At 33.7% G+C, this 16,355-nt stretch carries 11 protein-coding genes; 8 read left to right on the top strand and 3 right to left on the bottom strand.

Translation table 11 applies throughout. The annotated features are described in order from the left end of the window. The first annotated feature begins 101 nt into the window (after nucleotides 1-101). On the top strand, nucleotides 102-2,843 hold the full coding sequence (locus LO744_RS10555) for a sodium-translocating pyrophosphatase (protein WP_230669228.1): 2,742 nt from the start codon (nucleotides 102-104) through the stop codon (nucleotides 2,841-2,843). A gap of 476 nt (nucleotides 2,844-3,319) precedes the next feature. Here LO744_RS10555 and LO744_RS10550 read toward each other — a convergent pair whose 3' ends face one another. Next, nucleotides 3,320-4,459, bottom strand: coding sequence for an aminotransferase class I/II-fold pyridoxal phosphate-dependent enzyme (locus tag LO744_RS10550; protein WP_230669227.1), 1,140 nt, complete (start codon nucleotides 4,457-4,459; stop codon nucleotides 3,320-3,322). Nucleotides 4,460-4,543: 84 nt separating this feature from the next. On the opposite strand from LO744_RS10550, the gene LO744_RS10545 reads away from it, so the two are divergent. From LO744_RS10545 to LO744_RS10535, 3 genes are all read left to right on the top strand, one after another. Then, the gene (locus LO744_RS10545; RefSeq protein ID WP_230669226.1) at nucleotides 4,544-5,593 is read left to right on the top strand and encodes a M28 family metallopeptidase; all 1,050 of its coding nucleotides are present in this window, start codon (nucleotides 4,544-4,546) and stop codon (nucleotides 5,591-5,593) included. 117 nt (nucleotides 5,594-5,710) lie between these two features. Beyond that, on the top strand, nucleotides 5,711-6,079 hold the full coding sequence (locus LO744_RS10540) for a VOC family protein (protein ID WP_230669225.1): 369 nt from the start codon (nucleotides 5,711-5,713) through the stop codon (nucleotides 6,077-6,079). Nucleotides 6,080-6,082: 3 nt separating this feature from the next. Then, entirely contained in the window at nucleotides 6,083-6,607 is a 525-nt protein-coding gene (locus LO744_RS10535) for an endonuclease V (RefSeq protein WP_230669224.1), read from the top strand. A 293-nt stretch (nucleotides 6,608-6,900) separates the two neighbouring features. Here LO744_RS10535 and LO744_RS10530 read toward each other — a convergent pair whose 3' ends face one another. Then, complete coding sequence (locus LO744_RS10530) at nucleotides 6,901-7,446, bottom strand: peptidoglycan-binding protein LysM (RefSeq protein ID WP_230669223.1); 546 nt, start codon at nucleotides 7,444-7,446, stop codon at nucleotides 6,901-6,903. A gap of 412 nt (nucleotides 7,447-7,858) precedes the next feature. Between LO744_RS10530 and LO744_RS10525 the strand changes: the two genes are divergently transcribed. Both LO744_RS10525 and LO744_RS10520 read left to right on the top strand, forming a co-directional pair. Next, nucleotides 7,859-8,317, top strand: coding sequence for a hypothetical protein (locus LO744_RS10525; RefSeq protein WP_230669222.1), 459 nt, complete (start codon nucleotides 7,859-7,861; stop codon nucleotides 8,315-8,317). 336 nt (nucleotides 8,318-8,653) lie between these two features. Beyond that, nucleotides 8,654-10,462: a T9SS type A sorting domain-containing protein gene (locus LO744_RS10520; protein ID WP_230669221.1), complete on the top strand. Its 1,809-nt coding sequence runs from the start codon at nucleotides 8,654-8,656 to the stop codon at nucleotides 10,460-10,462. Between the two features lie 53 nt (nucleotides 10,463-10,515). Here LO744_RS10520 and uvrA read toward each other — a convergent pair whose 3' ends face one another. Next, the gene (uvrA, locus tag LO744_RS10515; protein ID WP_230669220.1) at nucleotides 10,516-13,302 is read right to left on the bottom strand and encodes an excinuclease ABC subunit UvrA; all 2,787 of its coding nucleotides are present in this window, start codon (nucleotides 13,300-13,302) and stop codon (nucleotides 10,516-10,518) included. A 395-nt stretch (nucleotides 13,303-13,697) separates the two neighbouring features. Here uvrA and LO744_RS10510 point away from each other — a divergent pair, with 395 nt between their 5' ends. Beyond that, complete coding sequence (locus tag LO744_RS10510; protein ID WP_230669219.1) at nucleotides 13,698-15,509, top strand: TonB-dependent receptor plug domain-containing protein; 1,812 nt, start codon at nucleotides 13,698-13,700, stop codon at nucleotides 15,507-15,509. A 52-nt stretch (nucleotides 15,510-15,561) separates the two neighbouring features. Beyond that, nucleotides 15,562-16,278: a DUF2490 domain-containing protein gene (locus LO744_RS10505; protein ID WP_230669218.1), complete on the top strand. Its 717-nt coding sequence runs from the start codon at nucleotides 15,562-15,564 to the stop codon at nucleotides 16,276-16,278. Nucleotides 16,279-16,355: the final 77 nt, after the last annotated feature.

The raw sequence follows: 16,355 nt of genomic DNA, 5'->3' as shown, positions 1-16,355 counted from the left end.
ACAAAAAAATAGAATAATCATACCTAATTTTTAAAAGTATTTACAAAATTCATTACATTTATAAAGATAATTACAATTTATTAACATAAAAATAATAAACTATGGATTTATTTATGCTAGTTCCAATTTTTGGGGTACTTGCCCTTCTTTTTACTTTTATTCAAAGCAGGTGGGTGAGTAAGCAAAATGCCGGAAATGAAAAAATGAAAGTTATCAGCGGGCATATCGCTGACGGTGCAATGGCTTTTCTAAAGGCCGAGTACAAGATTATGATGTATTTTGTGATTATAGTTGCCATTTTATTAGCCGTGATGGGAATGACTAATTCCAATTCACATTGGGCTATTGGAATTGCCTTTATTATCGGCGCCATATTATCAGCATTGGCAGGTTTTATAGGAATGAAAATTGCAACAAAAGCCAATGTAAGAACTGCCGAAGCTGCAAAAACTTCTTTATCTAAAGCTCTTAAAGTATCTTTCACTGGGGGTTCTGTGATGGGAATGGGAGTAGCCGGATTAGCTGTTTTAGGTTTAGGGTCAGTCTATTTAATTATTAAACAAATTTTTGCTCCTCATGCAACCGTAGATTCTCACGAAATGGAAAGAGCTATTGAAATCCTCACAGGATTTTCTTTAGGCGCAGAATCTATTGCTTTATTTGCCAGAGTGGGAGGCGGTATTTACACCAAAGCTGCCGACGTTGGAGCTGATTTAGTAGGAAAAGTAGAAGCCGGAATTCCTGAAGACGACCCTAGAAATCCAGCAACAATTGCAGATAATGTGGGAGATAACGTAGGTGATGTAGCAGGGATGGGCGCTGATTTATTTGGTTCATATGTAGCCACAGTTTTAGCAACGATGGTCTTGGGAAGAGAAACTCTTTCTAATGATTCATTTGGAGGGTTTGCTCCGATTTTATTACCCATGCTTATTGCCGGAACTGGGATTATTTTCTCAATGATTGGTACTTTATTCGTTAAAATTAATGATAATGAAGGAGCATCTACATCAAATATACAGAATGCTTTAAACTTAGGAAACTGGGGAAGTATCGTCATCACAGCAGTAGCTTCTTATTTCTTAGTTAATTATCTCTTACCTGAAACGATGGTTCTCAGAGGTCATGAGTTCTCCAAAATGGGTGTTTTTGGAGCCATTATCGTTGGTTTAGTCGTAGGAACTTTAATGAGTATTATCACCGAATTTTATACGGCAATGGGAAAAAGACCGGTTTCCAGTATTGTTAAACAGTCTTCTACCGGTCACGCAACCAATATCATTGGTGGACTTGCTGTAGGAATGGAATCTACATTTTTACCAATTCTAGTGCTTGCTGGAGGAATTTACGGTTCTTATTTATGTGCCGGATTATACGGCGTTGCCATTGCCGCAGCAGGAATGATGGCTACAACAGCTATGCAGTTGGCAATCGATGCTTTCGGGCCTATTGCTGATAATGCAGGTGGTATTGCCGAAATGAGTGAACTACCAAAAGAAGTTAGAGAAAAAACAGATATTTTAGATGCTGTAGGAAATACTACCGCTGCCACCGGAAAAGGGTTTGCAATTGCTTCTGCAGCCTTAACAGCACTCGCGTTATTTGCAGCATTTGTTGGAATTGCAGGCATTGACGGTATCGACATTTACAGAGCCGATGTTTTAGCTGGATTATTTGTCGGCGGAATGATTCCGTTTATATTTTCATCTTTGGCGATTACTGCCGTTGGACAGGCTGCAATGGCAATGGTGGAAGAGGTGAGAAGACAATTTAGAGAAATCCCCGGAATTCTTGAAGGAACAGCCGAACCGGAATATCAAAAATGTGTTGCCATTTCTACCGATGCTTCAATCCGTAAAATGATGCTTCCGGGAGCGATTGCAATTGTATCACCATTATTGGTTGGCTTTATTTTCGGACCTGAAGTATTGGGCGGCTTTTTGGCTGGAGCCACAGTTTGCGGCGTTTTAATGGGAATCTTCCAGAATAATGCTGGTGGAGCTTGGGATAATGCTAAAAAATCTTTCGAAAAAGGAGTAGATATCAATGGGCAAACCTATTACAAAGGTTCAGAACCCCATAAAGCTTCTATAACAGGAGATACAGTAGGTGATCCGTTTAAAGATACTTCAGGGCCTTCGATGAATATTTTAATTAAATTAATGTCGATTGTTTCTTTGGTTATTGCACCTACTTTAGCTGTTTTACATAAAGATAAAATTGAAGCCAATAGAAAGGCGAAAATTGAAGCTTTAACAAAAATGTCAGGAATTTATCCTGCTATAATAGCCAATACACACGTCATCAATACCGTGGTTATTGCACCAAAAATCATTAAAGGTTATCTGAATGAAGACGGAGATTTCGTTTACGATACAGGAAATATTCAGGAAGTAGAGCTTGAAGGTGGCAAGAAAATTACTATTGGTGAAGGAAGTCAGCTTTATCAAATGTATAATGCCGTAAAAAACAAAGACCAGGCAGTTTTAGACCCAAATAACTGGTTTACATTGGAGAATTTGTATTTTGAAGTAGGCTCAAGCAACCTTAAACCTAAAGCAGAAGCTCAATTATTAAATTTGGTAGAATTGATGAATGCATATCCTACTATGAAAATAAAATTGGGTGGCTATACCGACAATACCGGAAATCAGGAAACCAATCAGAAGCTTTCTAATCTTAGAGCGCAGACAACTAAGCTGAAACTTTTAGAATTGGGAATTTCAGGAGACCGTATCGAAACAGAAGGCTACGGCTCGCAACATCCAGTTTGTGAAGCTAATGACACCGAGGAATGTCGCTCGAAAAACAGAAGAATTGATGTAAGAGTTACTGCTCTTTAAAACAAATTAAAAGGAAATTTTAAGCACTGCATTTTGCGGTGCTTTTGTTATTTTTATCTACCGGCTTTTAGAGCTTTAAATTCAAATGAAAATAATTTATCTCGCAGATTTTGCTGATTAAGCAGATTGATTCTTCTATTTTTAATCTGCGAGAATTGTATAAAAAATGATTTAGTAAATGACATTTTTTTTAACCGCAAAAGTGACAAAAGATTTTATAATGGATAAGTTTTCCAAAAGCTAATAAAACAAGTGATGAAGTAAAGAAAACATTTTGTAAACTTTTGAACGTCTCTTTTTCCAATCATTTCTTTTGATGCTTTTGCGGTTAAAAAAGATTTTAAGTTATTGCCATGTACTATAAAAAAATGATTAAAAAAATCAAAAGTCAATCATACAGAATTTAAATTAATATTCTAAGACCGTACAATCTATATAATTCGGTGAAATTAGAGAGAGTAAAAACTGCTTATTTATTACAAGTTCTTCTTTAAATGTTCCAAAGCTTGAATAATCACTTCATCTTTTTTAGCAAAACTAAATCGGATATAATCTGAGTCTGTTTTAGAGTGATAAAATGCAGAAAGTGGTAAGCAAGAAACTTTCTTTTCTACAGTTAACCATTTCGAAAACTCAACATCAGTCATTGTTTTGGTAAGATTTCTGAAATTTACAATTTGAAAAAAACCACCCTGAGATATTTCTTCAACAACTAAAGGAGTCGGTTGTATCAATTCATTAAAAATATCACGCTTATCCTGCATGATTTTTTGATTTTCTGCTGGATTAAAGACATCAAGATACTTTGCAATGGCATATTGACAAGGCGAATTGGAACTGTATGAAATATATTGCTGATGATTCCTGAAATTGATAAGTAATTCTTCTGAAGCTAAAAGATAACTAACCTTCCAGCCTGTTGCGTGGAACATTTTGCCAAAAGAAAATATACAAAACGTTCTCTTTCTTAATTCAGGATGTAAAAATGAGCTATAATGTTCTTCATTGTCATAATAGTAAATATCATAAACTTCCTCAGAAATAAGATAGATTTCCTGATGTTTGATAAGCTCATACAATTGATTCCAGTCTTCTTTAGTCCACGTTTTTCCGGTGGGATTTTGAGGAGAATTTACAATAATCGCTTTTGTTTTTGTAGAAATACATTGTTGAAGCTTTTCCCAATCAATTTTAAAATCATTATCCAAATTATAGTAAACAGGAACCCCGCCATTCAAAACGATAGAAGGAGCATAGGTGTAATAAGAAGGCTGAATAACGATAACTTCATCACCCGCATTTAAAATAGACTTTAAAGATGTGTATAACCCAAATGTAGAACACGGAACGATGTTTACTTCTTCATATTTTAATTTTAAACTGTTTTTCCTGTTTAAATTAAACCGAATAATATTCTCAATCAATAAAGAATTACCCGCCAACGATTCGTAGCTGTGGCTAATCATATCTACAGATTCTTTGAGGAAATACCGAAGACGCGGGTCAATTTCAAAATCGGGAAGCCCTAAAGACAAATCGTAACTTTGATGTCTGGAAGAAAGCTCAGACATTTCTGTGAAAAATTTATAATCATTAAATCCGTAATTTTTTTCCATAGTGTTTCCCAAATATATAAAAAAAATGGTATCGGTAAGCAGGTGAAATATTTTTGTTATTTTTAGAGAAATATTTTTTTAATTATGAAGCAATTACTTCTTCCGATATTTTCTGCAATTATTCTTACGAGTTGTGGAGCAGCAAATACATCGATTAATAATCAGAACCAAAATGCGAGTTCAAGTAATCTTAAAAATGAGAAAGCCTTTAATAAAGCATATCAGAAGATTAAACTTAAAGACTTAAAGAAGAATCTATATGTGATTGCGTCTGACGAAATGGAAGGAAGAGACACGGGAAGTCCTGGTCAGAAAAAGGCAGGTGAGTATATTATTCAATTTTATAAAGATTTAGGCGTTTCATATCCTAAAAAATTAGCTTCATATTATCAAAAAGTACCGTCTTCTTACATGAATAAAAGAGGTGGCGGAAATCTTCCTGATTCTGAAAATATTTTAGCATTTGTAGAAGGAAGCGAAAAACCAGAAGAAATCATTGTAATTTCTGCACATTACGACCATGTAGGAACAAAAAATGGAGAAGTTTATAACGGGGCAGATGACGATGGAAGCGGAACTGTTGCAGTAATGCAGATTGCAAAAGCCTTTCAAAATGCTAAAAATAAAGGAAACGGTCCTAAACGGTCGATTTTATTTTTACACGTAACGGGAGAAGAGCACGGACTTTTCGGGTCTTCTTATTACTCTGACAATCCTGTTTTTCCTTTGGCAAACACCGTTGCTGATTTAAATATCGACATGATTGGAAGAGATGACGCAGAAAACAGAGGAAAAAACTACGTGTATGTGATTGGTTCTGAGATGCTAAGTTCAGAATTAAAAATCATTAATGAAGCAGCTAACAAAAAAACAAATAATCTGGAATTAAACTATAAATATGATGACCCTAAAGATCCAGATAGATTATATTACCGTTCAGATCATTATAATTTTGCAAAACATGGGATTCCTGTAGCATTTTTCTTTGATGGCATACATGAAGATTATCACAAGCCAACAGATGATGTTGAGAAAATTGACTTTCCGTTGTTACAAAAGAGAACGCAGCTCGTGTTTGCTACCGCTTGGGAGCTTGCAAATCGTGAAGCAAGAATTGTAGTTGATAAAAAATAAACTTGGAGTATTTTAGTATTTTAGTTTTAAAGTATTTCAGTGTATTGATTTTTAAACCTTTAAATTTTTATTTTTTGAATTGCATAACTAAAAACTAAACAACTAATCCCTAAAATCATGAATCAAAAAATCAAATCAATAAGATCCTTTATAGGTTCTAAAAACTTTGCAGAAAGCAGAGCATTTTACAGAGATTTAGGATTTGAAGAAGTAGAAATTGACCCTAAATTTTCGGTCTTTAAAAAAGGAGATTTTGCCTTTTATCTACAAGATTATTATGCAAAAGAGTGGATTGAAAACACCATGATTTTCCTTGAAATAGAAAATGTAGACCTTTATTGGGAAGAACTTATTTCTTTAAATCTAAAAGAAAAATACGACTCCATCCGATTGGTTCCTATAAAAACTGAGGATTGGGGTAAAGAATGTTTTCTTATTGACCCGGCGGGTGTTTTGTGGCATTTTGGTGAATTTTTTACTGTTTAAAATATGATTTACGCATTTGATACTTTTTATTACGAAGATTTTGCAAAAACGGTCTGTATTGCCTTCGAAAACTGGACTTCTGAAATTGAAAGTTTTATTTATACCGAAAATACAGAAATTAATGCTGATTATGAAAGTGGAGCTTTTTACAAAAGAGAATTACCTTGCATTTTAAGCTTATTAAAACAAATTGATTTAGCAGATGATGACCTCATTATTGTTGATGGCTATGTAACGTTGGATAATACTGGAAAAATAGGATTAGGAGGCTATCTTTATCAATCTTTAAATGAAAAAAATCCTGTTATTGGTATTGCTAAAAACGGATTTGCCAGTGAAGATTCTTTAAGAAAAACCGTTTTTCGTGGAGAAAGCAAAACACCATTATTTCTTACTGCGATTGGAATTGATGCAGATGATATGAAAAGTAATGTAGAAAATATGCACGGCGCATATAGAATGCCTACATTATTGAAAAAGCTTGACCAGCTTACAAGAGAGAAAAATGAACTAAATAGTAGAAACTGATAAAAGTCAGGCGAATATTATTTATATTTATTCTAAATAAATATAAATTTGCTTCAGAATTAAAAACGATTCTAAAACGTCAAATAGTTCATATCCATATTAATTTTTCATTTTTCAAGAACCGATAAGCATTGCTTGTCGGTTTTTTGTTTTTTTAAACCATAAAGTTTTTAAAGGATTGTCTGAACCTGGAAAACCTTCGATGGGTTGGTATCAATAAATATAAAATTTAAGGCCTCCTTTAGGAAGCCTTAGAACACCAAATCACAAAATATTAATATGAAAAAAAAATATTATAAAGCCGTCGCAGTATAAGTTACTGTTTGTGTATAAGTTCCAGCTGGTTTACCTAAAATATCAGAAGATGATGATTTCGCCGCTGGAATGGTATAGTCTAAATTCAGCGTTAATGCACTTCCAAGTGGAGCATTTGCTACTAAATTTTGATCAGTTGCAGATAAAACAACCGCGCTTTTTGTTCCGCCCATTGTTCCGGCAGCTGTAGCGGCTTTGATTGTCAAAACATTTACAGGGATTAAGTTAACTCCATTCATGAAATTGGCACCTCCTGCTTTTACTTTTACATTAAAGTTCTTGGTTGAAGTAACTTTCAAAGAGTTGGCTTTAGTAATGGTTTGATTAGAGTTATAATCTGCTGCAGTAACATAGTTAAAGTCAACGGTATTACCAATTGCAGTACTTCCAGCATCAATGGAGATGACGTCATTCAGGGTAATGTTTACTGTTGTAGTAGCAGTTGTATTTTGAGCTTTAGCATTGTTAGTTCCTAATACGATTGCTCCGATAGTTAATGCTGCGATTGCGAATTGTTTTGTCATGGTAATAATATTTTAATTTTTTATTCTTGTTTAATTGTTCTCTTTTGAACACTACAAATCTACGGTGGCGAAAAAAGTTTCTTTGTAGTTGAAAATGGAAGTTGTTGTAGTAAAATAACTACACGGTTCATTTATTTAATTTAAATAGAAAAACCCTCAACACTTTCGCGTGTTGAGGGCTTATATAAACTGCTGTTATTTCTATTATAAAGCTGTCGTAATATAAATTACTGTTTGCGTATAATTTTTCATTAGTTTTTTTACAAACAATATTTATAGGTTGGTAAATTTATTATTATCATTAAATTTGAATAAAGTGAATGATGGTCAACTATTTTTAAACTTTACTTAACTCGAATTCAGGTTTTATTAATTTTAATTTTTAAATTTGAAGACAATTAAACACATTGTCATGAAAAAAAAATTATTACTACTTGCAATAACAGGTTCACTTTTTGCATCCGCTCAAAAAAATTACACGAAAATCGGCACTTCCAAAATCAGCACTGAAAGAGTATATGTGAGCGAAAATTTCATTAAAGAATATTACAAAAAATGTGAGAATAAAGATTATTCTCAATTCACTCATTTTATTTTAGACAAAAGGTTAGAAAGAATACTTTTTGAGGATTACGAAAAGAAGTGTGAAGAAGTGAATCAATCTGGAAAAATCAATGCGATAAAGCTTAATTCGGCGTATGTCAAAGATTACACGAAAAATAGCGACCCCGTAGAATTGATTGTTTTTGATGTTGATTTTGAAAAATCTAAAGATTTAAAATACATCAACATCTGGATTTACAGAGACCAAAACGTAATTAATGGAATTATGATTTCTCAGGAGAAACCTTTTGTGAAATCTAAAAAATAAAAGAACCCACTCTTTAGAAGTGGATTCAATAGATAAATACATCTCATTTTTTAATTAGACAACAACAAAAAAGCACAGCCGACGATGCTGTGCTTAAATTTTTATTTCAAATTTAATTGCGATTCCGTAATTGAAAAAGGCAAAAAAAAGATTCATTTCATTTTTATTACATAGTAAATGTAAGAATATTTTTAATACGCAATGTGAATTTAATGTTAAAACTAACAATTTGTCCAATTTTTACTGTGGGTAAAGTAATACTTCATATCAATCAATTATTAATTTAAAAGGTTTTAATTAAAATAACTATATTGCAAGTGAATTAAATACCATGCCATGAAATCAAAATTACTCCTACTAATAGCGTTTAGCTCACTTTCTACATCTTACAACACGCAAACATTTCCTTATCAACGCAGCTGGGGAACTTATATAGGAGCTACCGGAACTTATCTTGGTGACTTTAGCATAAACGGGAATTCTTTCTTTATTGATTCTCAACAAAATATTCTTGTAAATGGGCATATTTCTTATCAAAATAGTTATACTTCAGCCTATTATAATCAATTCGTAACCGGAGGTGGAAATACAATTACACCAAATCAAAGTAATTATTATTCTGCAAAAATTTCTCCTACCGGACAAATGCTCATGGGAAGTTATAATGGTGCTTCAAATAATTTTGAAAGAATTGTTGGAATTGATAATTCTGAAAATGTTTACGTTCTAAAAAAATATCCTACACAAGTACCCAATTTAGCAACACCAGGAGCTTGGCTCAATCAAAATGTAAATACTGCAAATAATCAAACTTCTACCCTTACAAAATATGACCCTTCTCATAATATAGCATGGACTACGTATGTGCCAAGCAATACCATGAGCTTAAGATTTGATGATAATCAGGATATCTATTTATTAGGATCTGTAACGCATGATGTGCCTGGACTGGGAACTCCCGGGGTATTTCAGGAAAACTATGCAAGCTATGTGACGAGCGGAAGCGTACATGAGAATTCATACCTTGTAAAGCTCAATTCTTCTGGCCAAAAGTTATGGGGTACTTTTTCAACTCCGGGAATAATTGATTTCAAATGGTTTAATGATGAATTATATATTGTAGCAAATTATTCACCGCAAATGCCTGGAAATTTCACCAATCCAGGAACGTTCCAGCCGACAGCAGAAGCAGCTAATATAATTTTAAAATTTAATGCCAATACAGGTCAGAAAATTTGGGGTACTTTTTATGGAACACCTATCAATCCTACTTCATTTACAGGTTATGGTATAAGCGCAATTGATGTTAATTCTACCGGAATCTATGTAAGTGGACAAGATGAAAACGATGCATATCCCAATTATTTTGCAACCATAGGTGCCTATAAATCTCAATTGGTAAATGGTGACCTGTTCTTATCTAAATTTGATTTTAGTGGAAACAGAATATGGAGTACGTATTTTGGAAGTGCGGGCTATGATGGTCTGTTTGGAGCAAACAACCTAACTGTTTTGGGAAGCAGAATTGTCATCACTGGAAGTCAGCACGGAGCCACAAGCAATATATCAACACCTGGAGCATTTCTCACAACAGTTCCAAATACCTCTTTAGGACTTACTAATATGTATTTTGCAGAGTTTGATTCTAATGGCAATAGAATTTGGGCATCATATTATGGCGGTGGTGGTAGTAACAATCTTGGCGAACATATCAATGCTAAATTTATGGATAATGGCTCATTAATATTATGGGGAACTACAGGGGCAACAACGGGAATTGGAACAGAAGGCGCGGCCTATCAAAATATGATTAACCCTTATCCAAATATACCATTTGGTTTTATCGCTAAGTTTAGCGTAAAAAATGAATTGTCAACTTCTGAATTAACTAAGCAAAATGAGCTCCAGCTTTATGATAATCCCAATAATGGCAACTTCTATGTGTCCGGAAAAATTTTAGAAAAACAAAAGACAATTGTTAGAATCTTTGATATGTCTGGCAAATTACTCAATACGGAGTATCTCACTCTAAACAAAACCCATTATCTACAATTGAATGGTAAATTACAATCCGGAAACTATTTAGTTGAAATAAGTACCGAAAAAGCAGAAAAACTAAAAGTCTTTAAAATGACTGTTAAATAAGTAATAAAAAGGAAGCAAATTTTGCTTCCTTTTTATTTTAAAATATTGAAATATCACAATTTCTCAGCAATATACTTCGCTGTATGCGATTTTTTATTCTTTGCCAAATCTTCCGGAGTACCTGCGAAAACAACTTCTCCACCGTATTTTCCGGCTTCGGGGCCGATGTCGATTATGTGGTCAGCGCACTTCATAATATCCGGTTGATGCTCAATTACAATCACAGAATGTCCTAAGTCAATCAAAGCCTGCAAAGATTTTAATAGTTTCTGAATATCGTGGAAATGCAATCCTGTAGAAGGCTCATCAAAAACAAATAACGTTTTATCGGTTGTTATCCCTTTTACAAGGAAAGAAGCTAATTTTACACGTTGCGCTTCACCTCCAGAAAGGGTAGAAGAGCTCTGCCCCAACTGTAGATATCCTAAACCAACATCTTGTAACGGAGTCAGTTTTGTGACGATTTTATCTTCTTTATTTTCTCTGAAAAAATCTAATGCTTCATCCACCGTCATGTGAAGAATATCTGAAATGTTTTTCTCATCGAATTTTACTTCCAGAACTTCATTTTTAAAACGGGTTCCTTTACAAGTCTCACATTCAAGCTCGATATCTGCCATAAACTGCATCGAAACGCTGATGATACCTTCTCCTTTACATTCGTCACATCTTCCGCCATCAACGTTGAAAGAAAAATGTTTCGGCTTGTAGCCCATCATTTTGGCACTTTTCTGCTTAGAAAACAAATCACGAATATCGTCATAAGCTTTCAGGTATGTTACTGGGTTTGAACGGGACGATTTTCCAATCGGATTTTGGTCAATTAATTCAATATGCTTAATCAGCTTTTTTGGAAATTCTACAGAATCGTAATCTCCTTTTTTACCTCCCATTCCCAACTGAATCTGAATATCATTGGTCAGGATTTCTTTCATCAAAGTCGATTTTCCGCTTCCTGAAACTCCGGAAATAACGACTAAACTTTCCAAAGGAATATCTACATCAATGTTCTTTAGATTATTTGACCGTGCTCCTTTGATATGAATAAATTCTTTTGCTTTTCTGCGTTTTTCAGGAACTTTTATTTCTAATCTTCCGGTAAGGTATTTTGAAGTCAGCGTATCGGCATCTTTCAATGCTGCATAATCGCCTGCAAAAACCAGTTCACCACCCAAATATCCAGCTTCAGGGCCAATATCAATGATGTAATCTGCAGCTCTCATTACATCTTCATCATGCTCAACAACAATCACTGTATTTCCAATGTCACGAAGGTTTTTTAAAACTCCAATTAGATTTTCGGTATCCCTGGAATGCAAACCAATAGAAGGTTCATCTAAAATATAAATAGAACCTACCAAAGAACTTCCTAAGCTTGTTGCCAGGTTAATTCTCTGGCTTTCACCACCAGAAAGAGTATTTGAGGTTCGGTTAATCGTTAAATAACCTAAACCTACTTTTAATAAAAATTCTAAACGAGTTGTGATTTCGTATAATAATCTTTTAGCTACTTCTTTATCGTGGTCTGAAAGTTTTAAGCTTTGAATTAAAGGTAAAAGTTCATCCAAAGGAAGTTCAATCATTGATTGAATATTGTTTCCGTCAATTTTTACCCAGCTTGTTTCTTCACGCAAACGTAAACCTTCACAAGTAGGACAAAGTGTTTTACCGCGGTAACGAGATAACATTACACGATACTGAATTTTATATAAATTTTCTTCAAGCATTTTGAAGAAATTATTCAAAGAAGGAAAGCTGCTTTTGCCATCACCTTTCCAAAGATAGTTTTTCTGCTCTTTTGTTAATTGATGATAAGGCTTATGAATAGGGAAATCGTTTGCTTTTTTAATGAAGTCTTTTTTCCATTCGCTCATGGTTTCTCCTTTCCACGAAGCTACAGCGTCTTCAAAAATTGATAAAGCTTTGTTTGGAATAACCAAGTCTTCATCAATACCGATTACTTTTCCGTAGCCTTCACAAGTCGGACAAGCTCCAAAAGGATTATTAAAGCTAAAAAAATGAACATTGGGCTCAAGAAATTCTATTCCATCGAGCTCAAATTTATTTGAAAAATTTTTTACAGTTCCGGTTTCAGTATTTTTTAATGAACAATAACCTCGACCTTCATAAAAAGCCATCTGAATAGAATCTGCTAAACGTTGAAGAAAACTTTCATCTTCTTCATACGAAAAACGGTCAATCACCAAATTGATTTCCATTCCTTTTTCAGGAGTGAAACCAAAACTTTCCAAATCTTCTATTCCTGCAAGATTCCCACTGACTTCTAATCTGGTGAAGCCTGCGAGTTTTAAAACATTTAAAGTATCTGTAAAAGTTTCAACATCAAAATTCAATGGTGAAGTGAGTAAAAACGGAACTTTATTTTTAGAACTCTTAATATAATCTATAACATCAGTAACCGAATCTTTTTTCACCTCATCGCCAGAAACCGGAGAATATGTTTTCCCGATTCTTGCAAAAAGAAGTTTCATATAATCATAGATTTCAGTAGAAGTTCCTACTGTAGACCGCGGATTTGAAGAAATTACTTTCTGCTGAATAGCAATAGAAGGTGCTAAACCTTTGATGTCATCAACTTTAGGTTTCTCTAATTTCCCTAAAAACTGACGCGCATAAGAACTGAGACTTTCTACGTATCTTCTCTGCCCTTCTGCATAAATTGTATCAAAAGCTAAAGAAGATTTTCCGCTTCCTGAAACCCCCGTTATGACAATGAGTTTATTCTTTGGAATTAAAACATCAATATGTTTCAGGTTGTTAAGGTGTGCGTTTTTAACGAAAACCTGTTTTTTAATATCTATTTCTGTTGTTGAAGCCATAGTAAAATTAAGACTAACAAAAATACGAATTTTTGCCGGATTTTCTCAAAAGAATTCTAGACTAAAACTTTATCGATACAAATAAAGATATTTTAAATTATTATAAATCAAGCTCTTCTATTTTAGGTGCTAAATGAGCATGAAAACATCATATTTCTATCAATATTACTTGTTTTTCACCTGTTTTTCGTGTAAAATTGCAGAACGAAATAAGTAATAAAAAATGAGAACACTTTTCAAACATTTTATTACACATCTCATGAAAAAAAGATAAAAAAGGTTTCCCAAACCCAAAAAGACGCATGAAATATGCGTCTTTTTTATGATATCTATCATTTTTTGGTCTTGCGAAAGTCTCCTAATTTTGGAAACTTCAAAATAAACTAAGAAGTGTTATGAATAAGAATCTCGGAACTGTATTTTTTCTCGCGACGTTTTGCGCATTAAATGCACAGGTAAAAACATTGGAAATTGACTCTGTTGAAATCCAAGGAAAATTTATTGCAACTACCTACAAAAATGCCAATCAGAATATTTCTATCATCACACGAGCTGATATTTTGAGCTCTCCAGCTACAAGTATTGATGAAATTTTGCAACAGATTCCAGGGATGGATATCAGAAGGAGAGGAGCAAACGGCGTGCAGAGTGATGTAGGTTTCCGTGGAAGCAATTTTGAGCAGGTTTTAATTCTTATCAACGGAATAAGGATGAATGATTCTCAAACCGGACATAACTCTTTAAATGTTCCTGTTGATTTGGATAATGTTGAAAGAATAGAAGTTATTAAAGGACCTTCAGCAAGAAGATTCGGGCAAAATGCTTATGCTGGAGCCATTAATATTATTACTAAAAGTCAGATTGGTAAAAGTGTGAAAATAAGTGCCAATGCAGGAGATTATGAGACGTATGGTTTCGGATTTAATGCCAATCTGGGGAACGAAAAATTTTCAAACTCATTGCAGGCAAATTCAAATTCATCGCAAGGCTACAGACACAATACCGATTTTGAAATCAGAAATGTTTTCTATCAAAATCAGTTGAAGATAAAAAACGGTGACATAAGATTACAAGCTGGTTTTTCTGAAAAGAAATTTGGCGCCAACGGATTTTATTCTTCACCACAAGCTACAGAACAATATGAAGAATTACAAGCGTCAATTATAAGTGTTGCTCATCAGCAAACTTTTGGAAAACTTAAACTTAACTCTAATGTTTATTGGAGAAGAGGGCAAGATATGTATCTTTTTAACAGAGAAAAGCCTGAGATTTATAGAAATATGCATATCGGGAACAATGTAGGTGGAGAAGTTAATTCAAGCTACCAATCAAGCCTAGGAACCACAGGTTTAGGGGTTGAATTAAGAAAAGAATTCTTGGCAAGCAATAATCTAGGTGATAGAGAACGTTTTGTAACGCAGGTTTTCTTTGAGCATCACTTTTCGTTTTTTGACAAAAAATTAAATATTAGTCCGGGAGCTTCTTGGGCCAACTATTCTACCAACGGTAACTTCTTTTACCCTGGATTAGATGTTGGATACACATTTTATCAGAACAATAAATTTTTTGGAAGTATTTCAAAAGTTCACAGAGTTCCTACTTTTACAGACCTTTATTATTCAAGCAAAACTGAGCAGGGAAATGTAAATCTGACTCCTGAAAATGCAGTATATGCAGAAATTGGTTATCAGTATCAGAACAAAAATATTTTAGCAAAACTAAGCGGTTTCTACAGAGACTCTAATAATTCTATCGACTGGATTAAAAATTCTCTACAAGACCCTGTTTGGTACTCAAGAAATATCGGAAATAAAGAAACAAAAGGGATTGAAGTGGAAGTAGGGCATCAAGTTTTCGACTGGATGAAATATACAGTAGGTTACACGTACATCGATAACAAGTTGAAAGATTTAAATGACTTAAACTCCCGCTATGCATTAGACAATCTGAAACATCAGTTTGTTGCAAAACTTCAGACAAAATTCCTTAAATATTTTACGAACGAATTGGTTTACAGATATAACGACAGAATGAATTTGGGAAGTTATCATCTGTTGGATGAAAAACTAAGCTTTAATAAAAAAGATTTTTCGGTGTATGCATTAATCAACAATGTAACCGATTCAGAATATACGGAAACGTTTGGGGTGCCTATGCCTCAAAGGTGGTTTCACATTGGTTTTTCGTACAATATTAATATTAAGTAAACTTAATATTACGGAATAGTTAAATGGTATAATTTTGCAAAAATTTTTTAAAATGAAATTTATTTTAAGCCTAAGTTTACTTTTCAGTTTAAGTGTTTTCAAAGCACAGGAACATATTTCCTCGTTCAATGCCTTGACTCTAACCTATAAATTTCACCCAAAATTTTTCCTTTATGCTGAAGGCCAATTGAGAGGTATTGAAGACTACACTTATCCTGATTATTACGAAATAAAAGGAGGTTTAGGATATAATCTTACCAAAAATCATAAACCTTTTATCGGTTTAGGTCGATATGCGACTTACAAAGACCACGCAATTAACAAAGAAGAATTTCGTATTTGGCTGCAGGATGTAATTGATTTCAAAAGTGGAGTCGTAAAATTTGAAAACAGATTCCGTGCAGAAAAGTCATGGTTTTATGAGCCACAAACTGATAAAAACTCTGAAAGAATGCGATACCGTTACCGTTTAAATGTTTCGGTACCTTTAAATGCTAAAAAGATAGCTCCAGGAACCCTTTTTGCCAATGTTTATGACGAAATTTTTGTAGTTACTCCAATGAAACCTTCATTTGCAAGAAATAGAGTGTATGGTGGTTTGGGATACCAAATTGATGAAAACTTTGGAGTGTTAGGTGGTTATTTGTGGCAGCGAGAGTTTGAAGCAAAAGGAAATAAAAACGTACATTTTCTTTATTTAGCTTTAAACATCAATATCGATGGTACTGATAATGATAACAAAACTTACCATTTCCCAGGAGCAGACTAATCTAAAAAAAACTTGCTGATTTTACCGATTAAACTAAGTTTTTAATCTGTAAAATCAGCAAGAATTATAAAATTTTA

This window comes from Chryseobacterium turcicum, from assembly GCF_021010565.1.
In the GTDB taxonomy this organism is placed as follows: domain Bacteria; phylum Bacteroidota; class Bacteroidia; order Flavobacteriales; family Weeksellaceae; genus Chryseobacterium; species Chryseobacterium turcicum.
The sequence above is the reverse complement of the archived record's forward strand: the minus strand, read 5'-3'. Positions and strand labels throughout refer to the sequence as shown.

What these genes read in the sequence shown, in the direction of transcription:
- LO744_RS10555 (WP_230669228.1), top strand. Translation starts at nt 102, where the DNA reads ATGGATTTATTTATGCTAGTTCCAATTTTTGGGGTACTTGCCCTTCTT.
- LO744_RS10550 (WP_230669227.1), bottom strand. Translation starts at nt 4,459, where the DNA reads ATGGAAAAAAATTACGGATTTAATGATTATAAATTTTTCACAGAAATG.
- LO744_RS10545 (WP_230669226.1), top strand. Translation starts at nt 4,544, where the DNA reads ATGAAGCAATTACTTCTTCCGATATTTTCTGCAATTATTCTTACGAGT.
- LO744_RS10540 (WP_230669225.1), top strand. Translation starts at nt 5,711, where the DNA reads ATGAATCAAAAAATCAAATCAATAAGATCCTTTATAGGTTCTAAAAAC.
- LO744_RS10535 (WP_230669224.1), top strand. Translation starts at nt 6,083, where the DNA reads ATGATTTACGCATTTGATACTTTTTATTACGAAGATTTTGCAAAAACG.
- LO744_RS10530 (WP_230669223.1), bottom strand. Translation starts at nt 7,446, where the DNA reads ATGACAAAACAATTCGCAATCGCAGCATTAACTATCGGAGCAATCGTA.
- LO744_RS10525 (WP_230669222.1), top strand. Translation starts at nt 7,859, where the DNA reads ATGAAAAAAAAATTATTACTACTTGCAATAACAGGTTCACTTTTTGCA.
- LO744_RS10520 (WP_230669221.1), top strand. Translation starts at nt 8,654, where the DNA reads ATGAAATCAAAATTACTCCTACTAATAGCGTTTAGCTCACTTTCTACA.
- uvrA (WP_230669220.1), bottom strand. Translation starts at nt 13,302, where the DNA reads ATGGCTTCAACAACAGAAATAGATATTAAAAAACAGGTTTTCGTTAAA.
- LO744_RS10510 (WP_230669219.1), top strand. Translation starts at nt 13,698, where the DNA reads ATGAATAAGAATCTCGGAACTGTATTTTTTCTCGCGACGTTTTGCGCA.
- LO744_RS10505 (WP_230669218.1), top strand. Translation starts at nt 15,562, where the DNA reads ATGAAATTTATTTTAAGCCTAAGTTTACTTTTCAGTTTAAGTGTTTTC.